The following is a 21,497-nucleotide window of genomic DNA, read 5'->3' as shown; positions in this document are numbered from 1 at the left end:
ATCGACGCATGCCCGATGTACCCCAGTCCGACGCCATCGCCGACGCCGCTGCGGAGCTCGGCTGGCCGCAGCTGCGGCCCGGGCAGCGCGAGGCGGTGCAGGGCGTGCTCGACGGCCGCGACGTGCTCGCCGTCATGCCCACGGGGCACGGCAAGTCGGCGATCTACCAGCTCGCCGCAGGCCTCACCGACGGGCTCACCGTCGTCGTCTCGCCCCTCATCGCGCTGCAGCGCGACCAGGTCGAGCGGCTCGAGGAGCTCGGCGCCGACCCGGCCGTCGCGCTGAACTCCTCGCAGCGCGCGAGCGAGACCCGCGAGGCCTGGGAGGAGCTCGAGGCCGAGGAGGCGGGCTTCCTCTTCCTCGCGCCCGAGCAGCTCGCGCGCGACGAGGTCATCGAGCGCGTGCGCGCGCTCGAGCCGACGCTCTTCGTCGTCGACGAGGCGCACTGCGTCTCGGCGTGGGGCCACGACTTCCGGCCTGACTACCTGCGGCTCGGTCACGTCATCGACGCGCTCGGGCATCCGACGACGCTCGCGCTCACGGCGACGGCCGCCCCGCCGGTGCGCGACGAGATCGTGGAGCGGCTGCGGATGCGCGACGCGCTCCAGGTCGTGCGCGGCTTCGACCGCCCGAACATCTACCTCGAGTCGCACCGCGTCGCCGACGAGGACGACCAGCGCGCGGCGGTCGTCGAGCGCGCGGCCGCCGAGCAGAAGCCGGGCCTCGTCTACGTCGCGACCCGCAAGCAGGCGGAGCAGCTCGCCGACGAGCTGCGCGCCGCCGGCATGCGCGCCGAGGCCTATCACGCCGGCATGGCGCGTGCGGAGCGCGACCGGGTGCACGACGCGTTCACCGACGGCGACGCGGACGTCGTCGCGGCGACCTCGGCGTTCGGCATGGGCATCGACAAGGCCGACGTGCGCTTCGTGCTGCACGCCGCGGCCCCCGATTCGCCCGACTCGTACTACCAGGAGATCGGCCGCGCGGGCCGCGACGGCGAGCCCGCGCTCGCCGCACTCTACTTCCGCCAGGAGGACTTCGGCGTGCATCGCTTCCGCACCGGCGGATCCGCAGACACCGACATGCTCTCGAAGGTCGCGACGCGCATCCGGCGGGCGAAGGAGCCCGTGCCGCCCGAGCAGCTGCGGGAGCGGCTCGACGTGGGCGCGAGCCGCTTGACGTCGGCCGTGAACCTGCTCGAGCAAGCGGGGGCCGTCGAGACGAACGGCGACGGCGACCTCGTCTGGCGGGAGGGCACCGTGAAGCCCGCGGTCGACGAGGCCGCACGGCTCGCCGAGGCGCGTCGCCGCGTCGACCGATCGCGCTCCGACATGATGCGCGGCTACGCCGAGACCGGCGGCTGCCGGCGGCGCTTCCTGCTCGGCTACTTCGGCGAGGACCTGCCCGAGCTGTGCGGCGCGTGCGACACGTGCGTCAGCGGCTCCGCGGCTCGCGTCGAGGAGGCCCGCGGCGCGAGCGAGGCGGATGCGAACTGGCCAGTCGGGCTCGACGTGCGGCACGAGGCGTGGGGCGACGGCAGCATCGTCAGCGAGGACGGCGACCGCATCACGGTGCTCTTCGACGAGGAGGGCTACAAGACGCTCGCCCTCGAGGCCGTCGAGCGCTCGGGGGTGCTGCAGCCGCGGTGACCGCCTAGCATCGACGCATGCCCAACCGGCCGGAGACCCTCGACCGCTTGCGGGAGTCGTTCGAGCCGCTCCCCGTCGACCTGCGAGCCATGTTCGGCGAGCACGGCATCTACTGCGACGACCGGATCTTCGGCTTCGTCTGCGACGACGTGCTGCTCCTGAAGCTCGTGCCCGAGGCCGAGGAGCTCACGGCCGAGCTGCCGCGCGGCGAGGCCTATCCGGGCTCGAAGCCCTACGGGATCGTCGACGACGATCGGCTGCGCGACATCGACTGGCTGCACGAGGTCGCCCAGACGATCGCGGCGACGCAGGCACCGAAGCCTCCCAAGCAGCGCCGATAGCGTGGAGGCATGACGCGCACGCTCGGAACCAGTGGCATCCAGGTCTCACCCATCGGCCTCGGCTGCAACAACTTCGGCCGCAGGGGCACCGTGACGGAGGACCAGTCGGGCACCGACGCGGTCATCCACGCGGCGATCGATCAGGGCATCACGCTCTTCGACACCGCCGACATCTACGGCAACCCGGCCACGACCTCCGAGACCCTCATGGGGGTCGCGCTCGCGAAGGCCGGCAGCGCGGCGCGCGACAAGGTGGTGCTCGCGACGAAGTGGGGCCACTCGGGCCTCGCGATCGAGGGCACCGAGGACTGGGGCCCCAAGGGCGCCCGCGCCTACATCCGCAAGGCCGTCGAGGCATCGCTCCGCCGCCTGCAGACCGACCGCATCGACCTCTACCAGCTGCACACGCCCGACGAGCAGACGCCGATCGACGAGACGGTCCGCGCGCTCGACGAGCTCGTCGCCGAGGGCAAGATCCGCGCGTACGGCCACTCCAACTTCTCGCCCGAGCAGATCGCCGCGGCCGCGGAGGTCGAGACCCCGAACGGCTTCGTCTCGGCGCAGGACGAGTACTCGCTCGTCGCCCGCGACGTCGAGCGCGAGGTGCTCCCGGCGGTGCTCGAGATCGGCATCGGCTTCCTGCCCTACTTCCCGCTCGCGAACGGCCTGCTGTCGGGCAAGTACTCGCAGGGCACCGGGCCGGCGGATGCGCGCCTCACGGCGCTCAAGCCGCAGCTGCTCGAGGAGACGGACTGGTCGCGCATCGCCGAGTACGAGCGCATCGTGCGGCGCGCCGACACGACGATGCTCGCAGCGACCTTCCAGTGGCTGCTCGCGCAGCCCGCGGTGACGAGCGTCATCGCGGGCGCGACGCGCCCCGAGCAGGTCGCGCAGAACGCCGCGGCGGGCCGCGGCGAGCTCGACGCGGCGACGGTCGAGGAGATCTCGGAGCTGTTCGCCTGAGCCCGCGCGCTCAGCGCAGCGCCGCGTAGCCCTGCTCGTCGCGCGCGTTCGACGCCGCCCGGATCGTGCCGTCGGCGTCGCGCGCCGCGTACGAGAGCCGGCCGAGCGACCACGGGCCCGCGTCGGTCACGACGTGCCCGCGGCGCCGCAGCTCGTCGATCGTCGCCTCGCCGAGGCGCGACTCGACGTGCAGCCCGCCCGGCTCCCACACGCGCGGCTCGAACGACGACACGAGGTGCGTCACGTGCCACGACGGCGCATCGATCGCGGCCTGCGCGTCGAGGCCGAGCACGCGCATCCCGAGCAGCATCGCGTACTGCCACTGGTCCTGCTGGTCGCCGCCGGGCGTGCCGAGCGCCGCGGTGGCGCCGTCGTCGTCGACGAGCATCGTGGGCGAGAGCGTCGTGCGGGGGCGGATGCGCGGGGCGAGGCTCGTGGGCAGCCCCTCCTCGAGCCACAGCATCTGCGCGCGCGTGCCGAGGCAGAAGCCGAGCTCGGCGATCGCCGGGCTCGACTGCAGCCAGCCGCCCGACGGCGTCGCGGAGATGACGCAGCCCCAGCGGTCGACGACGTCGATGTGGCACGTGTCGCCGCGCGTCGGCTCGCCCGTGCCGGCCGGCCGGGCAGCGGGCGCGCCCTCGGGCAGTCGCGGCATCCGCGGCTCGCCGCGCAGCGCGCCGGGTCGCAGCTCGAGCGAGGCGGTCTCGCCGATGAGCGCCCGCCGCTCGGCGAGGTAGGCGCCGTCGAGCAGCCGCGAGAGGTCGGCGCCGTCGCCGAACCACGCGTCGCGGTCGGCGAGCGCGAGCTTCATCGCCTCGGCGGCGAGGTGCACGAGCTCGGCGTCGAACGACGCGGTGCTGGACGACGCGGCGCGCTGCGGCAGCAGCGGGTCGAGGATGCCGAGCGCGGCCAGCAGTGCCGGTCCCTGCGACCACGCGCCTGCCTTGTGCACCGTCGTGCCGCGCCACGGCATCGAGACCGTGTCCTCCCAGGCCGGCCGCCACCCGGCGAGGTCGTCGCCCGTCAGCAGGCCCGCATGGGCGGCACCGGACGAGTCCATCGCGGGCTGCCTGGCGTGCCGGTCGACGGCCTCGGCGACGAAGCCCTCGCTCCAGGCCGCGATCGCCGCGTCGCACGCGGCCTCGCGCTCCTTGCCTCGGCCGGCGTCGGCGAGCCGCCGGTACGTCGCGGCGAGCGCGGGGTTGCGGATCACGTCCCAGTCGCCGGGGGCGGGGTCGGCCCAGAGCGCGGCGGAGGCGGTCCAGTGCTCGCGGAAGAAGTCGGCGCGCGCGCCGATCGTCCTCGCGACACGTGGCAGCACGCGGTGGCCGCGATCGGCGAGCTCGATCGCGAACGCGAGCACGTCGGCGGGCGCCCACGAGCCGTGATCGCGCACGAGCGTGAGCCACGCGGGCACCGCACCGGGCACGACGGCGGCGAGCAGGCCGGTGCCGGGGATGTGCTCGATGCCCTCCGCACGCATCCGCTCGATCGTGGCGTGCGCGGGCGTCGGGCCCTGCCCGCCGAGCACGCGGGGCGCCTCGCCCGGCAGCCGCACGATCGCGGGCAGGTCGCCGCCGGGGCCGTTGAGGTGCGGCTCGACGACGTGCAGCACGAAGCCGGCGGCGGCGGCCGCGTCGGCGGCGTTCCCGCCGCGCTCGAGCACGGCCATGCCGCTCGAGGTGGCGAGCCAGTGCGTCGACGCGACCGCTCCGAACGAACCCTGCAGCGGCGGTCTGGTGCGCATCATGCGGGCCAGGCTAGCGACCGCGGCTGGGGCGTCAGCTCCAGCGGGCGGGGTCGAGGTCGAGCCGCCGCAGCAGCTGCGCGTTGAGCGCCACGACGATCGTCGATGCCGACATGAGCAGCGCGCCGATCGACATCGGCAGCACGAAGCCGATCGGTGCGAGCACGCCGGCGGCGAGCGGCACCGACAGCAGGTTGTAGCCGGCGGCCCACCACAGGTTCTGCACCATCTTCCTCGCGCTCTGCCGCGAGAGCTCGATGACCGACAGCACGCTGCGCGGGTCGGAGCTCGCGAGGATGACGTCGGCCGAGGCGATCGCGACATCGGTGCCGGCGCCGATCGCGAGCCCGACGTCGGCGCGCGCGAGCGCGGGCGCGTCGTTGACGCCGTCGCCGACGAACGCGACGGTGCGGCCCTCGGCCTGCAGCCGCGCGACCTCGTGCTCCTTGTGCTCGGGTCGCACGTTCGCGGCAACCCGGTCGATGCCCAGCTCGGCCGCGACCGAGCGCGCGACCGCGTCGGCGTCGCCCGTGATCATCGCGACCTCGATGCCGAGCGCGTGCAGCGCATCCACCGCGTGCCGCGACTCGTCGCGGATGCCGTCGGCGAGCCGCAGGGCGCCGGCGACCGCGCCGTCGATGACGACGTGCAGGATGATCGCGCCCTCCGCGCGCCACGGCTCGACCTGCGGCAGCTCGCGGGCGCCCTCCTCGTCGAGCAGGTGCGGGCCGCCGACGCGCACGCGGTGCCCGTCGACCGCCGCGGAGACGCCGACGGCGGGGGAGGAGGCGAAGTCGGATGCGTCGGGCACGATGAGCGACGCCGTCTCGGCCGCGCGCACGATCGCGCGGGCGAGCGGGTGCTCGCTCTGCGCCTCGGCGGCGGCCGCGACCGCGAGCAGGCGGTCGGTGTCGCCGTCGACGGCGATCGACTCGACGACCGCCGGCTCGCCCTCGGTGAGCGTGCCGGTCTTGTCGAAGAGCACGATGTCGACCCGGCGCATCGTCTCGAGCGCGAGCCGGTCGGCGACGAGCACGCCCGCGCGGGCCGCGCGCTCGGTCGCGATCGACACGACGAGCGGGATCGCGAGGCCGAGCGCGTGCGGGCACGCGATCACGAGCACGGTGACCGCCCGCACGACGGCATCGTCGGGCATCCCGAGCGCCGTCCACGCGATCGCGGTGATGGCGGCGGCGACGAGCGCGAACCAGAACAGCCAGCCGGCGGCGCGGTCGGCGAGCCGCTGCGCCTTCGAGGTCGAGGCCTGCGCGTCGGCGACGAGCCGGCGGATGCCTGCGATCGCCGTGTCGTCGCCCGTCGCGTCGACGCGCACGCGCACGCCGGAGTCGGTCGCGACGGTGCCGGCGACGACGCGGTCGCCGACACCGCGGACGACGGGTCGGGACTCACCGGTGATCATCGACTCGTCGAAGCTCGCGCTGCCGGCGACGATGCCGCCGTCGGCTGCAACGCGGGCGCCCGGCCGCACGACCAGCACGTCGCCGACGCGGAGGTCGTCGGGGGCGACGATCTCGATGCGGCCGTCGACCTCGCGCTCCGCCTCGTCGGGCAGGAGCGCGGCGAGGGAGTCGAGCGCCGACGAGGTCTGCGCGAGCGAGCGCATCTCGAGCCAGTGGCCGAGCAGCATGATCACGACGAGGAGCGCGAGCTCCCACCAGAAGTCGAGCTCGTGGTCGGCGATGCCGAGCGACGCCGCCCACGACGCCACGAACGCGACGGTGATCGCGAGGCCGATGAGCAGCATCATGCCGGGCTTCCGCGCGCGCAGCTCGCCCGCGGCGCCGGTCAGGAACGGCCGGCCGCCGACGACGAACATGACCGAGCCGAGCACGGGGGAGACCCAGTCGAGCCCCGGCCAGTCGGGCAGCCGGTACCCCACGATCGAGGCGAACATGTCGCTCGCGAGCACGGTGGGCACCGCGAGCGCGAGCATCCACCAGAACAGGCGGCGGTACTGCGCCACGTGGGCGGTGTGGCCGCCGTGGCCGGCGTGCGCGTCGTGCCCGGCGTGATCGGCGTGCCCGGCGTGCGCGTCGTGATCGGCGTGGACGGTGTGCTCGTGCTCGCCGTGGGTGGACTCGCGAGTGCTCGACATGGCCCCGACCATATACCCCCTGGGGGTATCGAGCAAGGGGTCGCGGGCGCCGGTTCTCCACACCCGTCCGCTCGCGCGGCACGGGGCACCGTCGGCATGCCGCACAGTGCGCGCCATGGAGACCGTCCGCATCCGCACCCCGCAATCGCTCCTCCGGCTGCTGCCGCGCCTCATCGGCCCGACCGAGGCACCCTCGCTCATCGCGCTGCCCTTCGAGCGCGGCAGGTCGGGCATGCCGATGGTGCTCGACCTCCCGCACGATCGCTCGATCGCGGCGATCGCGCGCGCGATCCGCGCCGGCAGCCGCGGCGCCGACGCGGTCGTGCTCGTCGCGTGCCTCGAGGCACCGATCGGCGCCGCGCCACTCCCGCTGCGCTCCGAGCTCGACCGCCTCGTCGACCGGCTCGCGAGCGTGCGACTGCGCTGCCTCGAGGTGCTCGCGCTCGCGCCCGACGCGTGGGGCGACTACGCCTCGCCGGAGGGCGCCCGCGGACCGCTCGCCGAGCTCGACCTGCTCGACGATCCCGCGCCTGGCGTGCCGGCGCTGCCGGCGATCCCCGGCGTCCCGGTCTTCAGCGACGTGCCCGCGGCTCGCGCGGTCGAGCGGTGGCTCGACTCGATCGATCCCGTCCACCTGGAGGCCGCGGTCGACGCGCCGATCCCGGCGCTCGAGCGCGCCGTCGAGCTCGCATCCCGGCTCGACGACGGCCCGGGGCCGCTCGGGATCGACCCGGCGAGGGAGGCGGCGCTCGCGATCGCCCTCGTCGCCCACCCCATGCTGCGCGACCTCGCGATCGAGCTCGCGATCGACGGGGTCGACACGGCCGCGGCGACCCTCGCGGCGATCGACGAGCACGGCTCGCTCGCCGGCGACACCGCCGCCGAGCGGTTCCTCGGCTGCGGCCCCGAACCTGATCCGGAACGGCTCCACGACCGCTTGCGACGCTGGACCGCGATCGCCGAGGTCGCCCCGCTCGAGGCGAGGGGGCCGCTGCTCGTCATCGTCGGCTTCCTGCACTTCTTCGTCGGCCGCGGACGCACGGCGGGGCGCTGCGCCGAGCTCGCGATGGCCGTCGATCCGGACCTCACGATGGCCCCGCTGCTGCGCGACATCGTCGACGCCAAGGGCGCGCCCGACTGGGTGCTCCACGTCCGACCGGATTCCCGGCTCCGTCCGGGGGACAGGGAGTAGCGTCGCGGCATGACGAGCGAACGCGTGCACGACGTGCTGGTGGTCGGCGGCGGCAACGGTGGACTGTCGGCGGCCGCCCACCTGCTCCGCAAGGGCTGCAAGGACGTCGGCCTCATCGAGCCAGCCGAGCGCCACGTCTACAAGCCGCTCCAGCACTACGTCGGGCTCGGCGTCGCGAGCGCCGACGAGATGGTGCGGCCGCAGGCATCGCTCATCCCGAAGGGCGTCGAGTGGCACCGCACGGCCGCGGTCTCGATCGACCCCGTGCGGCGGTCCGTCCGGTGCGCCGACGGCAGCGTCGTGCGCGGGCGCGACCTCGTGCTCGCACCCGGCGCCACCATCGACTGGTCGCTCCTGCCCGGCGCCGAGCGCGCGCTCGCCGACGGCACGGCCATCACGACCTGGCTCGACAGCGAGCTCGATCGAGCGCGCTCCCGCATCGCCGCCATGACGAGCGGTCGCGCCGTCTTCCACGTGCACGCCCAGCCGGCGTCGGGCCTCGAGACCGCGTTCAAGCCGCTGTTCATGGCGTGCGACGCGTGGCGCAAGGCGGGTGTGCTCGACCGCATCGACGTCGTGCTCGTGCACGAGGGCGGCAGGCTCCACCAGGTCGAGGCGATCGAGCAGGAGATCCGTCGGCACCTCGACGGGTACGGCGTCGACGTGCGCATGGGCACGCGCATCCAGACCATCGAGGGCGACGCGGTCTCGCTCGTCGGTCCCTACGGCTCCGTCACCGAGCACGCCGACCTGCTCGTGCTCCACGCCCCCTATGCGGCACCGCAGCTCATCGCCGAGTCGGGCCTCGACGCCGAGGGAACGGGCGGCTTCGTCGCCGTCGACCCCGAGACGCTGCAGCACGTCGCGCATCCGCGGATCTGGGCGGTCGGCGACGCCGCCGACCTCGGCGAGGCGCGCACGGGCGGCGGCTTGCGCAAGCAGGTGAAGATCGCGGTCGAGAACATCCGGCGCGCCCGCGGCGGCGAGGAGCTGCAGCGCTACGACGGCTACACCGTCGCGCCGATCGCGACCTCGCGGCGCAGCCTGTCGTTCGGCGAGTACGACCGCGAGCTGCGCGTGCGGCACAGCGTGCCCGTGCCGGACCAGATCCGCTCGAGCCCCGTGTGGTTCGTGCTCGACCGGTTCGGGCTGCCGCAGGTGTACTGGCATCGGATCCTCAAGGGCCGCCTCTAGCGAACGCATCGCCGCGCGATGCGAGCGGAGCGGGCGCGACGTGGAACACTGGAGGATGTGACCCACATCGGAGCGGCGACCGGCGAGCATGCCACCCAGGGGCCTGAGGGCCGCCAGTTCGCAGTGCGCTGGGCAGGATTGACCGACACCGGCTTCCGCCGCCAGCACAACGAGGACTCGCTCGTGACGCTGCCGCCGGTCTTCGCGGTGGCCGACGGCATGGGCGGGCACTCGCACGGCGACCTCGCGAGCAAGGCCGTCGCCGATCAGCTCGGCACCCTCGGCTCGCTCGAGACGGTCGAGCCGATCGATGTCGTCGAGGCGCTCCGGCGCGCGACCGACGAGATCGAGAAGCTCGGCGACGGCGAGGGCGCCGCGGGCACGACGGTCACGGGCTGCGCGTTCGCGATGCACGAGGGCGCGCCGCACTTCGCCGTCTTCAACGTGGGCGACTCGCGCACGTACGCGATGCTCGGCGAGCGGCTCACGCGCATCACGATCGACCACTCCGTCGTGCAGGAGCTCATCGACGCCGGGCTCCTCACCGAGGAGGAGGCCGAGACGCACCCGGAGGCGAACGTCGTCACGCGCGGCGTGGGCGCCGGCATCGACCCCGTGCCCGACTACTTCCTGCTGCCGATCATGCCGCAGCTGCGCCTGCTGGTGTGCTCCGACGGGCTCACCAAGGAGGTGCACGACATCGACATCGAGCGCATCCTGTGGGAGCACGACGAGCCGGCTGCCGCAGCCTCGGCGCTCGTCGCTGCCGCGCTCGACAACGGCGGCCGCGACAACGTGACCGTCATCGTCGTCGACGTCACGAGGGCACCGACCGTCGACGACGTCGACCGCACCGTGCCTCGGACGACGCTGCGCGACGAGGAGACCAGGCGGTCCTGATGGCGAGGCGGCTCCCCTCAGCGCCGCCGGTCCTGCCCGGCTACTCGCACCTGCACGTGCTGGGCACGGGCGGCTACGCCGACGTGTTCCTCTACGAGCAGGCGCTCCCGCGCCGCCCGGTCGCGGTCAAGGTGCTGCTCGCCGAGCTCGTCGACGAGGACGTCCGCCGCTCCTTCCGCAGCGAGGTCAACCTCATGGGTCGGCTGTCGTCGCACCCGGGCATCCTCACGGTCTTCGGCGCGAGCGTCGCGAGCGACGGCCGACCCTACCTCGTGATGGAGCTCGCGAGCCCCGAGCTGGGGGAGCGCTTCCGCACCGAGCCGCTCGCGCCCGAGGCGGCGCTGCGCGTCGGCATCCGGGTGGGCGCCGCGATCGAGACGGCGCACCGCGCAGGCGTGCTGCACCGCGACATCAAGCCCGCGAACATCCTCACGACCGCGTTCGGGCACCCGGTGCTGAGCGACTTCGGCATCGCCGGCCTCCAGCACGACGCGACCGAGGCGGCGGGCGTCTCGGTGCCGTGGGCTGCGCCCGAGGTGCTGCGCGGCGAGACCGGCGGCACGATCGCGACCGAGGTGTGGTCGCTCGGCGCGACCCTCTTCTCGCTCATCGCCGGCCGCAGCCCCGCCGAGCAGCCGGGTCGCGCCAACGACCACGCGGCCCTCACCGAGCGGATCATCGCGCACGACCTGCTGCCCTCGCGCGCGATCCCCGCGCCGCTGCGCCGCGTGCTCGACCGCGCGCTCGCGGCGAAGCCCGACGACCGCTTCGAGAGCGTCGAGCAGATGCTGCTCGAGCTGCAGGGCGTGCAGCGCGAGCTCGGCTTCGACGAGACGCCGATCGAGGTCGAGGTCGACGCGTGGGCCGCCGCACCGCAGCCCGAGCCCGAGGTCGTCGAGGACTCGGATGCGCTGCGGCTGCGGCAGAAGCGGTCGCGTCGGTCGCCGGGCATCACCGGCAGCCGCATCGACATCTCCGCGTCGACGGGCAGGCGGCAGCCGCAGCCGCCGAAGCGCGTCGCCGTCGGCCTCGGCATCGGCGTCGCGAGCGTGGTGGTGCTCGCCATCGTGGCCGTCGCCGCGGTCGCGCTCTCGAGCGTGTCGCAGCGCATCCCGGTCGTCAGCGAGGTCGCGGTCACCGAGGAGTCCGGCCGCGTCGAGTTCGCCTGGACCGATCCCGGCCTCGTCGGTGCCGACACGTACCTCGTGCGCACCTCCACGGGCGACGCGCTCATCCAGGGCGGCCGGGAGTTCGCGATGACGGGCGCGCCGGGCGACCGGCTCTGCATCGACATCGCGGTGAACCGCGACGGCGCCACCGGCGAGGTCACGACGGCGTGCGGGGAGCCCGTGCCGTGACCCGCCGGACCGGGATGGCGCTCGGCACCCTGCTCGTCGCCGGCGTCGTCGCGGGGGCGGTGCTGAGCCCCGGCTACGTCGCCGTCCAGCCGGAGCTCGACGGCTCGAGCGTCTGGGTCGCGAACGGCGCGGCCGGGGCGATCGGCCTCGCGAACACGGCGAACGGCAGCATCGAGCGGATCGTGCGGGTCGGCGACGTCGACGAGGCGCACGCCACCCCGAGCGGCACGGTCGTGGTCGACCGCGACGCCTCCACCGTCAGGGTCGTGCTCGAGGGCGCGACGCAGCCCGGGCCGGCGGTGCCGATCGTCGCGGGCGCCGTCGTCGGCGTGCGCGACGACCGCATCGTCGTCACCTCGCCCGAGACCGGCGACGTGTGGCGCACGACGACGGGCGCGCTCGCGGAGGGCACCCGGCTCGACGAGCCGGTCGTCGCATTGGGTCGCGGCGGCGTCGCGGTGCTCGGCGAGCGCAGCCTGCTCGCCGCCTCGCCCGGGCTCGGCCGCGTGCTGCGCGTCGACGCGACCGGCGAGACGATCGGGAGCGACCGCGCGCCCGTCTCGCCCGCTGCGCCCGACCTCCAGCTGACCGCGCTCGGCGACGACTGGGTGCTCTACGACGCCGGCTCCGGGGTGCTCTCGACGAGCACGTGGCAGACCTCGGTCGATGGGCAGGGCGTGCAGCTGCAGGAGCCGGGGCCGAGCGCGTCGGGAGTGCTCTACGCGACCTCGGACGCCCTCGTGCGGCAGTCGCTCGGCGTCGGCGCCGAGCAGATCCTCGCCTCCGGCTCGGGCGGTGACCCGGCGCGGCCGGTCGTCGCGGGCGGCTGCACGTTCGCGGCATGGAGCGACGGCGTCGGCTGGCGCGACTGCGCCGCCGCCGAGCCGGTCGTGCTGAGCCTCGCCGACGTCGGCCTCGACCCCGAGCTCCGCATCCTGCAGCGCGGCAGCGCGACCGCGCTCGTCGACGCCGGCACGGGCGACGCGTGGGCGATCGACCACGACGGCGACCGCATCGTCGGCTGGGAGACCGAGGGGGAGGAGCCCGCCCCCGAGGAGCCCGCCGAGGGCGAGACCGTCGAGGAGGTCGTCGAGGCGGCGCCCGCGCCGCCGGTCGCGGAGGACGACGTGCTCGGCGCCCGACCGGGCGCGGTGACGCTGCTGCCCGTGCTGCTCAACGACTCCGACGTCAACGGAGACCCGATCGTCATCACCGAGGCCGAGTCCGACCGGGCCGACGCGCCCGCGTCGATCTCCCCGGATGGGCGCACCATCCGGCTCGAGGCGCAGGAGCAGGGCGTGACGAGCATCCGCTACCGGATCTCGGACGGCACGGCGTCGGCCGAGGCGCTCGCGACCGTGACCGTCGGCACCGGCAACGAGCCGCCCGTGCTCGTGCGACCGCCGCAAGCGGTCATCGAGGCGGGCGGCACGCTCGCGCTCGACGCGCTCGACGGCTGGATCGACCCGGACGGCGACCCGCTCGCGGTCGTCGCCGCGACCGCCGAGGCGCCCGATCGCGTGAGCGTGCGGCCGGACGGACGGCTCGAGTTCCGCGACGGCCGCGCCGGCGCGCAGCGCGAGATCGAGGTGACGGTGACGGACGGGCAGACGACCGAGACAGCCGTGCTCGCCGTCACCGCGCACGCGGGCGCGGTGCCCATCACGGCGCAGCCGATCACCGCCGTCACGCGCGTCGGCCAGCGGCTCGTGCTCGAGCCGCTGCTGACCGCGCAGGGCGGCGCCGGCGGGCTGAGCCTCCACAACGTCGTCGCGGGCGCGCAGCCGGTCCAGCCGAGCTTCGCCGACGACACGATCGTCGTCACGCCCACCGAGCCCGGGCTGCTGCGGTTCGACTACGTCGTCACCGACGGCCGGTCGACGCAGAGCGGCCCGATCGCGGTGCGCGTGCTCGAGGGCGCCGACGCCTCCTCCGCGCCCGTCACGATGCCCGAGCGCGCGGCGCTGCCGGCGATCGGCGCGGTCGAGCTCCACGTCGACGACCTCGCGCACGACCCCGCCGGCGGGGTGGTCGCGGTGCGCACCGCCGAGAGCGACACCGACGCCGTGCGCGTCGAGGTCGTCGACGCGGATCGCGTGCGGCTCACCCTCACCGACGATCTCGAGGGTCAGGCGAGCGTGCGCTACACGGTCACGAACGGCGTCGCGACCTCGACGGGCGAGCTGCTCGTGTCGTCGGCGGCCGCAGCCTCCGTCCAGGCGCCGATCGCGCGCGACGACGAGGTCACGCTGCGCCCTGGTGGCCTGGTCGAGATCCCCGTGCTCGTGAACGACGAGCAGCCCGACGGGCTGCCGCTCGCGCTCGACCCGCAGATCGTCGCGACGCCCGATGCCGGGCTCCTGTTCGTCGACGGCGACCGGTTGCGCTACGTCGCGGGTGACGAGCCGGGCACGTTCTCCGCGACCTACGGCGTGCGCGGACCCGACGGGCAGACCGCCACGGCCGACCTCACGCTGCGCGTCGCCGCCCAGGCCCGCACGACGAACGCCGCACCGGACGCGCCGTCGATCGAGGCGCGCGTCGTCGCGGGAGCGTCGATCGACCTCGCGCTGCCGCTCTCCGACGCCGACCCGAACGGCGACCCCGTGCAGCTCCTCGGGCCCTCGACCGCGCCGGCGCTCGGCTTCGTCACGCAGTCGGGCAGGTCGACGCTGCGCTACCAGGCGGGCGACTACTCCTTCGGCACCGACGAGTTCCGCTACCGCGTCGTCGACGACCTCGGCGCGGTGAGCGAGGGCACCGTGCGCGTCGCGGTCGTCGAGCCCGGCCAGTCCGCGCCGCCCGTGCTGCGCCCCGACGAGGCGGTCATGCGCCCCGACTCGACGCTCGTCGTGCCGGTGCTCGACAACGACAGCGATCCCGCGGGGCTGCCGCTCGAGATCGTCCGCGTCGAGACGTCGTCGCCCGGCGCAGCAGCCGAGGTGCGCGACGGGGCCGTGCTCGTGACCGCGAGCCCCGACGCGACCGAGATCGGCGTCGTCGTGACGGTCGAGAACGCCGCCGGCACGACCGCGTCGAGCTGGCTCCGCGTCGACGTCGACCCGGATGCGCCCCCGCCGGCCGCCGACGTCGACGACGTGCAGGTCCCCATCGAGTCGATCGCCGAGGCCGACGCCGTGCGCATCTCGCCGCTCGCCCACGCCTCGGTGCGCGACGGCCGGACCGACGTGCTCGAGGCGAGCCTGCCGATGCCGGCCGAGGGCGTCGCGCTGCGCGACGACGGCTCGATTGAGGTCGCCGTCGGCGACCGCACGCGCTTCGTGCCGTTCTCGATCACCCGCACCGACGCCCCCGGCACCGTCACGACCGCCGTGATCGCGGTGCCCGGTCGCCTCGACGCCCTCCCGCAGCTCAAGCCCGGCGTCGCGCCGCTCACGGTGCGCGCGGGCGAGACGCTCGAGATCCCGATCGACAGCGTCGTCACGACCGTCGAGGGGGAGGGCGCGCTGCTCACCGATGCGAGCGCCGTCGTCGCTGCGCCGACGGACGGCGCGAACCCCGTCATCGACGAGCGCACGCTCCGCTACGTGCCGCCGGCCGGATACTTCGGTCCCGCGAGCCTCACGTTCGAGGTCACCGACGGCGACAGCCCCACCGATCCGGACGGCAGGGTCGGCACGATCGTGCTGCCCATCGAGGTGACGGCGGGCGACGACGTGCCGCTCACCGTGCTCGGCTCGTTCGTGCAGCTCGAGCCCGACGCGGCGCGCACGATCGACCTCGCGCGCGTCACTCGAGCGCCGGATGCGTCGAGGCTCGCGGGTGCGACGTGGTCGGTGGTCGACGGCGTGCCTGCGGGCTTCGAGGCCTCGATCAGCGGCTCCGAGCTCACCGTCCGCGCCCTGCCCGACACCGACCCGGGCACGATGGCGGAGCTGCAGATCGGCGTCCGCGACGCCGCCGGCGCGGGCGAGCCCGGCGCCGTCGTGCTCTCGGTCATCTCGACGACGAAGCCGCTCGTCGCGCCGCTGCCCGACGCCATCACGATGCAGCGCGGCACGAGCGCCGAGGTGCTGCCGCTCGCTAACGACGAGGCGTCGAACCCGTTCCCCGGTTCGCCGCTGCGGATCGGTGCGCTGCGCGCGACGGGTGCCGCGGCCCGCGGCATCGACGCGGGCCTCCGCGATGGCGCCGTGACGCTCAGCGCGAGCGCGAGCGCGCAGATCGGCGCGACGATCGTGCAGGCGCTCGTGCTCGACATCACCGGCGATCCGCGCCGCGGCGTGTGGAGCCCCATCACCATCACCGTGCAGGACGTGCCGGATGCCCCCGCACCCCCCGTGCAGATCTTCGACGAGCACGTCGACGGGGTCGTGAGCATGGCGATCGAGCCGCCCGCCGACAACGGCAGCCCCATCACGGGCTATCGCATCGTCGGCACCGGCACCGGCGCCGGCATCGACGTCGCGTGCGGTGCCGAGCCGCGCTGCAGGATCGAGGGGCTCGCGGCGGGCGTCGAGCTGCGGCTGCGCGCCATCGCGACCAACGCGCTCGGCGAGAGCGCCGCATCCGAGCCCTCGGAGCCCGTGCACGCCGACCGCCTGCCGGCGCTCGTGCAGGGCGTGACCGCGGTGCCGGCGACCGAGCCGGGCGCCGCCCGGGTCTCGTGGCGCGCCGTGCCGCAGCCGCAGGGCGGCACGCCCATCGAGGCGTACCTCCTGCGCATCACGGGCAGCGGCACCGACCGGCTCGTCCGGGTCGGCCCCGCCGAGCGCTCCGCCGTGATCGCCGACCTCACGCCCGGCCGGGCCTACGCGATCGAGGTCGCGGCTGCGAACGACGCGGGCGTGCCCGACGCGGCGTGGCGATGGCCAACCGCGCCCGTGCCGTTCACCGCCGTCGGCCAGCCCGCCACGACACCCGTGCTCATCACCGACCGCGGCAGCGGCACCGTGACGGCGCGATGGTCGAGCGTCGACGCGGGCGGCGCCACGGGCGTGCGCTACACGGCCAGGATCGTGCCGGTCGCCGACGTGCCGACGCTCGGCTGCTCGAGCGCGGGCACGGGCAGCCCGGCCGGCTCGGCCGCCACGACCGCGACGCTCTCGATCGCCGACGGCTCGCGCGCGGTGGTCGCCGTCACGGCCGACAACGGCTGGCACTGCTCGGTGTCGATCTCCGACCCGGTCTTCGGCACGCCCGCGCCGATCACCGCCGACCAGGTGACGATCGCCGCAGGCAGCCCCGGACAGCTGCGCGACGACGCGCTCGACCTCCAGGTGATCGCCCTCCCCGCCGCGAGCGACGGCATCTGGTTCGAGGCGCGCGTGAGCCAGTCGCCGCAGGCGACGGAGCCCGTGTGGCAGCGGGTGCGCGTCGGCTCGTGGCTCACGCCGACGACGACGTCGTTCACGTACGGGCGCGAGGCGACCGTCGACGTCCGGGTGTGCGCGCCGTCCGGGGCGGGCACGAGCTCGGTGTGCTCGGGGCCGACGCGCGTCGGCAGCGGCATGCCGCTCAGCCTGCTCGCGACCGTCGTCGCCTGCCGGCCGCTCGTGCCGCTCGAGGCGACGCCGCCCGCGAACGCGACCGCAGAGGCGCAGGGGAGCGTGGTCGCGCGCTACCTCGTGGGAGGCGCGTGGACCGAGGAGCAGCCCTCGACCGCGCGCGTCCCCGCCGGGGCGACGCGGGTGGAGGCCTGGGGCGTCGTAACCTACTTGGAGTCCGGTCCCATCCGGGACCCGTCGCCCACCGTGGCGAGCTGCGGGCTGTGAACAGAGGGGAGCCGCCCGTGGGCGTCGACGTCGCGAGCATCCAGGAGCTGTCCGAGCGAGTCGTCGAGGGCGTCGAGCGGGTCCTCGTCGGCAAGCCGCACGTCGTGCAGCTCTCGCTCACCGCGATGCTGAGCCACGGGCACCTGCTCATCGAGGACAATCCCGGCACCGGCAAGACGTCGCTCGCGCGCGCGCTCGCCGCGTCGATCTCGGGGACATCCACGCGCATCCAGTTCACCCCCGACCTGCTGCCCGGCGACATCACGGGCGTGAGCGTCTGGAGCCAGAGCGCAGGCGAGTTCGAGTACCGGCCCGGACCCGTGTTCTCGAACGTCGTGCTGGCCGACGAGATCAACCGCGCGAGCCCCAAGACGCAGTCGGCGCTGCTCGAGGTCATGCAGGAGGGGAGGGTCACCGTCGACGGCGTGCCGCACGCCGTGCCGCAGCCGTTCATGGTGATCGCGACCCAGAACCCGATCGAACACGCCGGCACCTACGAGCTGCCGGAGGCGCAGCTCGACCGCTTCGCGCTCAAGGCGTCGATCGGCTACCCCGATCACGCGTCGACCCTGCGCATCCTCGCCGACTCGGGCGACGAGGTCTCGCCCGAGGCCATCACCCCGGTGACGGATGCGTTGACCGTGCAGGCGATGGCGGCCACCATCCGGGGCGTGCACGTCGAGCCGTCGATCGTCGACTACGTCGCCCGGCTCGTCGAGGCGACCCGCGAGGCCGACGAGGTGCGGCTGGGCGTCTCGGTGCGCGGGGCGCTCGCGCTCGTGCGCACCGCTCGCGCGTGGGCTGCGATCCACGGCCGCGACTACGTGACCCCTGACGACGTGAAGGCGCTCGCGGTCTCGGCGCTCGCGCACCGGCTCGTGCTGCAGCCGGAGGCCGAGTTCGACGACGTGCGGCCGGAGAGCGTCGTGCAGCAGCTCATGCTGACCGTGGCCCCGCCCAGGCGCTGACGTGCGCTGGCTGGACGCGGCCCTGCGAGCGCTCACCCCGTGGGGGTGGACGCTGCTCGCGGTCGTCGTCATGGGCGTCGTGCTCGCGCGCACGCTCGGCTGGAGCGAGGCCGTCGTCGCCGCCGTCGCGGCCGCGGCCCTCATCCTGGGGGCGATCCCGTGGGTCGTCGGCGAGCGCTGGGCGCGCGCCCGCATCGGCCTGAGCGCCGAGCGGGTGCCGGTCGGCGCCGACGCGCTCGCCCTCATCGAGGTCGCGCGCCCCTCGCGGGCCGGCACGCCGAGGCAGGTCGACCTCGGCCTCGGCGACGAGGAGGTCGTGCTCGAGATCCCGCCGCTCGAGGTGGGCGCGAGCGTGCTGCGCAGCGTGCCGCTCGACACCTCGCGGCGCGGCGTGCGCACGATCGGGCCCGCCACGATCATGCGCACCGACCCGTTCGGCGTGCTCGAGCGGCGCCACCAGCTGACGGAGACGCGCTCGCTCGTCGTCCACCCCAGGGTCGTGCGGCTGCCCGGTGGCGCTGGCGGCATCGTCCGCGACCTCGACGGCGAGGCGGCCGCCGAGCGCACGGCCGAGGACGTCTCGTTCCACAGCCTCCGCGAGTACTCGCCGGGCGACGACCGCCGGCTCGTCCACTGGCGCTCGAGCGCGCGCCACGGCACGCTGCTCGTGCGGCAGTTCGAGCCCTCGCGCCGCGCCGACACGCTCATCGTCGTCTCGACCGACCCCTCGGAGTACGACGGCGACGACTTCGAGCTCGCGCTGTCGATCGTCGGCACGCTCGGCCTCGCGGCGATCGCCGACCGCCGCACCCTGCGCGTCGTCGAGAGCCCGACGAGCGAGCGCGGCGCCGCACCGCCGCTCGACTCGGCCACGCGCGAGCGGCTGCTCGACGCGCTCGCGGTGGTCGAGCCGCGCAGCGCCCACGGCATCGCGCAGGCGTCCCGCGCGTCGCGCGGCGGCGCGCCGGGGAGCGTCGCGTGGCTCATCACCGGTTCGGTCGTGCCGGCGCGCACGCTGCGCACCGCGGCGAACGGCATGCCCGCGGGCGTCGTCCCGGTCGTCGTGCGCGCAGCGGTCGGCGCCGTGCCGGCGCGCTCGCGGCTCGGCGACGCCGATGTCGTCACGGTCGGCGCGATCGAGGATCTCGCGCGCGGCATCCGCCAGTCGAGGCCGGCGTGATCGCGCGCCGCGCGCCCGGCGCCGGGCTGCTGCTGCTCGCGATCGCGAGCGCGTGCGTGCCGATGTGGTGGATCTTCGGCACCGCGCAGCTCGTCGTCGCGCTCACCGTCTCGATCCTCGTCGGTGCCGCGATCGCCGTGCTCGGCGCGTGGCGGCGCTGGAGCGGGCTGCTCCTGCTGCTCATGGGCATCGTCGCGCTCGCGCTGCTCGCCGTGCCGCTCACGGCGCCGCAGCGCATACCGCGCGGGGAGTGGCTGCCGGGCCTGCTCGATGCGGGCGCCGCGATCGTGCTCGCGTGGCGGCGGCTGCTGACGATCGGCCTGCCCGTCGGCACGGGCGACTCGCTGCTCATGGCGCCCGTCGTGCTCGTGCTCGCCGGCACGATCATCGGCGTGACGCTCGCGCTGCGCTCCCGCCGGGCCGAGACCGCGGCGCTCGTGCCGGCGGCGCTCGCGAGCTGGTCGATCCTCTGGGGTCCGCAAGACCTGCCCTCGCCGTGGCTGTCGGGCGTCGTCGCGCTCGTGCCGCTCGCCGCCTACGTGACGACCGTGCGCCAGGCGCGCCGCCGCAGCCGCGCCCCCCGAGCGCTCTCGTCGCTCGCGCGCCGCGTCGGCGCCGGCACGCTCGTCGCCCTTCTCGCCGGTGGCGCTGCGGCCGCTGCAGGTGCGCTGCTGCAGCTGCCGGATCGCGTCGTGCTGCGCGGCGCCAGCCCCTCGTCGATCGCGCTCGAGGGCGCATCGCCGCTGTCGGCCTATCGAGCCAACTGGGCGCTCGACACCCGCGACGCCACGCTGCTGACGGTCACGGGCCTCGAGCCGGGCGACCGCATCCGGCTCGCCGCCCTCGACGACTACGACGGCGAGGTGCTCGGCGTCGGGCGTGCGGCGTTCGAGCGCGTCGCCGGCGCGGAGGCCGGGGAGGGCCGCGTCGTCGGCATCACGGTCGCGGGGCTGTCGAGCCCGTGGCTGCCGAGCGTCGGGGAGGCCTCGGCCATCCGCTTCGTCGGACCCCGGTCCGAGGCGCTCGCCTCCGGGCTGCATCGCGACGAGGCGCTGAACGCGCTGGTCGTGACGCCGGGCATCGGGGCGGGCGACGGCTACCAGCTGCTCGTGCAGCCGGGCACGCCCACCGCCGCCGGGGAGCGCATCGCAGCGCTCGAGCCGGCAGAGCCGCTGCAGGGATCCGAGACGCTGCCCGACTCGATGCTCAGCGCGCTCGCGTCGTGGACCGGGGAGGCGAGCACCGCGGGCGAGCGGCTCGCGGCCATGGTCGAGGGACTCCGGGCGCAGGGCTACGTCAGCCACGGGGTGCTCGACGACGAGGCGCCCTCGCGCGCCGGGCACTCGCTCGAGCGGCTCGACGAGCTCTTCCGCGAGCCGATGGTCGGCGACGCGGAGCAGTACGCGACCGCCGCGATGCTCCTCGCCCGTCAGCTCGGCTTCGACGCCCGCGTCGTGGTCGGCTACACGCCCGACCCGATCGTGCCCGGCAGCCCGACGCCCGTGTTCGGCGGCGACGCGGACGCGTGGGTCGAGGTGCGCACCGGCGCCGGCTGGGTGGGCATCGACGTCGTGCCGGAGCCGCGGCCCATCCCCGAGGAGGAGGACGGGGCGCCGTCGGTGGTCGAGGCGCCGCCCGCCCAGCAGGCGCCCGCACCGCCGCCCGGAGGGCAGCAGCAGGGCGCCGACCCCGCAGCGCCGAGCGCGCCGCGGGACGCCGCCGACCCGGCGTCGCGACTGCTCGCCGTGCTGGGAGCGACAGCGGCCGTGCTCGGCCTCGTCGCCCTCGTCGCGGCGCTGCCCGTCGGGCTCGTGGTCGCCAAGGTCATCCGGCGTCGTCGCCGCCGCGCCGCCGACGCGCCGCGCGATCGTGCCGAGGGCGCGTGGACCGAGCTCGTCGACCGCTTGCGCGACCGCGGCGAGGCGCCCGAGCCGCAGGGCACGCGGCTCGAGCAGGCGGGGGACGACGAGCGGATGCGCGTGCTCGCCGACCGCGTCGATCGCGCGGTGTTCGCCGCCGCGCCGCCGACGGACGACGAGGTGGCGGATGCGTGGCGGCTGAGCGACGACGTGCTCGCCGCGCGCGACGCCGGTCACGGCAGGCTGCGGCCCGCGCTCGCGAGCCTCAACCCGGCGTCGCTCGTCGGCCGCTGAC

General features: G+C 75.1%; 13 protein-coding genes. 11 read left to right on the top strand and 2 right to left on the bottom strand.

Annotated features, from left to right (window positions below; translation table 11 throughout):
* Window positions 1-8 precede the first annotated feature (8 nt).
* The 3 genes from ABD106_RS13700 to ABD106_RS13690 are packed head-to-tail and all read left to right on the top strand — an operon-like array spanning window position 9 to window position 2,953.
* Window positions 9-1,649: a RecQ family ATP-dependent DNA helicase gene (locus ABD106_RS13700; protein WP_343921321.1), complete on the top strand. Its 1,641-nt coding sequence runs from the start codon at window positions 9-11 to the stop codon at window positions 1,647-1,649.
* A gap of 17 nt (window positions 1,650-1,666) precedes the next feature.
* Complete coding sequence (locus ABD106_RS13695) at window positions 1,667-1,990, top strand: TfoX/Sxy family protein (protein WP_343921319.1); 324 nt, start codon at window positions 1,667-1,669, stop codon at window positions 1,988-1,990.
* A gap of 9 nt (window positions 1,991-1,999) precedes the next feature.
* Complete coding sequence (locus ABD106_RS13690) at window positions 2,000-2,953, top strand: aldo/keto reductase (protein WP_343921317.1); 954 nt, start codon at window positions 2,000-2,002, stop codon at window positions 2,951-2,953.
* A 10-nt stretch (window positions 2,954-2,963) separates the two neighbouring features.
* Here the strand turns inward: ABD106_RS13690 and ABD106_RS13685 are convergent, their stop codons facing one another.
* Both ABD106_RS13685 and ABD106_RS13680 read right to left on the bottom strand, forming a co-directional pair.
* Window positions 2,964-4,703, bottom strand: a complete 1,740-nt coding sequence (locus tag ABD106_RS13685; protein ID WP_343921315.1) for a gamma-glutamyltransferase family protein — start codon at window positions 4,701-4,703, stop codon at window positions 2,964-2,966.
* Between the two features lie 31 nt (window positions 4,704-4,734).
* Window positions 4,735-6,816 carry a heavy metal translocating P-type ATPase gene (locus tag ABD106_RS13680; protein WP_343921313.1) on the bottom strand — a complete coding sequence of 694 codons (2,082 nt, stop codon included), beginning with the start codon at window positions 6,814-6,816 and terminating at the stop codon, window positions 4,735-4,737.
* A gap of 115 nt (window positions 6,817-6,931) precedes the next feature.
* On the opposite strand from ABD106_RS13680, the gene ABD106_RS13675 reads away from it, so the two are divergent.
* The 8 genes from ABD106_RS13675 to ABD106_RS13640 are packed head-to-tail and all read left to right on the top strand — an operon-like array spanning window position 6,932 to window position 21,496.
* Entirely contained in the window at window positions 6,932-8,008 is a 1,077-nt protein-coding gene (locus tag ABD106_RS13675) for a DUF4192 family protein (RefSeq protein WP_343921311.1), read from the top strand.
* Window positions 8,009-8,017: 9 nt separating this feature from the next.
* Window positions 8,018-9,202 carry an NAD(P)/FAD-dependent oxidoreductase gene (locus tag ABD106_RS13670; RefSeq protein ID WP_343921309.1) on the top strand — a complete coding sequence of 395 codons (1,185 nt, stop codon included), beginning with the start codon at window positions 8,018-8,020 and terminating at the stop codon, window positions 9,200-9,202.
* Between the two features lie 57 nt (window positions 9,203-9,259).
* On the top strand, window positions 9,260-10,102 hold the full coding sequence (locus ABD106_RS13665) for a PP2C family protein-serine/threonine phosphatase (RefSeq protein WP_343921307.1): 843 nt from the start codon (window positions 9,260-9,262) through the stop codon (window positions 10,100-10,102).
* Window positions 10,102-11,460, top strand: coding sequence for a serine/threonine-protein kinase (locus tag ABD106_RS13660; RefSeq protein ID WP_343921305.1), 1,359 nt, complete (start codon window positions 10,102-10,104; stop codon window positions 11,458-11,460). The genes ABD106_RS13665 and ABD106_RS13660 overlap by 1 nt, the downstream gene beginning before the upstream one ends.
* A complete protein-coding gene (locus ABD106_RS13655) occupies window positions 11,457-17,195 on the top strand; it encodes an Ig-like domain-containing protein (protein ID WP_343921303.1) in 5,739 nt (1,912 codons plus the stop codon). Before ABD106_RS13660 ends, ABD106_RS13655 begins: the two co-directional genes overlap by 4 nt.
* Window positions 17,196-17,212: 17 nt before the next feature.
* A complete protein-coding gene (locus ABD106_RS13650) occupies window positions 17,213-18,163 on the top strand; it encodes an AAA family ATPase (RefSeq protein WP_343921301.1) in 951 nt (316 codons plus the stop codon).
* Window position 18,164: 1 nt separating this feature from the next.
* Window positions 18,165-19,343: a DUF58 domain-containing protein gene (locus ABD106_RS13645; protein ID WP_343921299.1), complete on the top strand. Its 1,179-nt coding sequence runs from the start codon at window positions 18,165-18,167 to the stop codon at window positions 19,341-19,343.
* On the top strand, window positions 19,340-21,496 hold the full coding sequence (locus tag ABD106_RS13640) for a transglutaminase-like domain-containing protein (protein WP_343921297.1): 2,157 nt from the start codon (window positions 19,340-19,342) through the stop codon (window positions 21,494-21,496). Before ABD106_RS13645 ends, ABD106_RS13640 begins: the two co-directional genes overlap by 4 nt.
* Window position 21,497: the final 1 nt, after the last annotated feature.

Source organism: Agrococcus citreus, from assembly GCF_039527715.1.
Classification (GTDB): domain Bacteria; phylum Actinomycetota; class Actinomycetes; order Actinomycetales; family Microbacteriaceae; genus Agrococcus; species Agrococcus citreus.
Note: the sequence above shows the minus strand (reverse complement) of the source record. Positions and strands in the feature narration are given on the sequence as shown.

Excerpts from the sequence above, each read along its gene's own strand:
- ABD106_RS13680 (WP_343921313.1), bottom strand. The coding sequence starts at position 6,816 with ATGTCGAGCACTCGCGAGTCCACCCACGGCGAGCACGAGCACACCGTC.
- ABD106_RS13690 (WP_343921317.1), top strand. The coding sequence starts at position 2,000 with ATGACGCGCACGCTCGGAACCAGTGGCATCCAGGTCTCACCCATCGGC.
- ABD106_RS13685 (WP_343921315.1), bottom strand. The coding sequence starts at position 4,703 with ATGATGCGCACCAGACCGCCGCTGCAGGGTTCGTTCGGAGCGGTCGCG.
- ABD106_RS13695 (WP_343921319.1), top strand. The coding sequence starts at position 1,667 with ATGCCCAACCGGCCGGAGACCCTCGACCGCTTGCGGGAGTCGTTCGAG.
- ABD106_RS13700 (WP_343921321.1), top strand. The coding sequence starts at position 9 with ATGCCCGATGTACCCCAGTCCGACGCCATCGCCGACGCCGCTGCGGAG.
- ABD106_RS13675 (WP_343921311.1), top strand. The coding sequence starts at position 6,932 with ATGGAGACCGTCCGCATCCGCACCCCGCAATCGCTCCTCCGGCTGCTG.
- ABD106_RS13660 (WP_343921305.1), top strand. The coding sequence starts at position 10,102 with ATGGCGAGGCGGCTCCCCTCAGCGCCGCCGGTCCTGCCCGGCTACTCG.
- ABD106_RS13670 (WP_343921309.1), top strand. The coding sequence starts at position 8,018 with ATGACGAGCGAACGCGTGCACGACGTGCTGGTGGTCGGCGGCGGCAAC.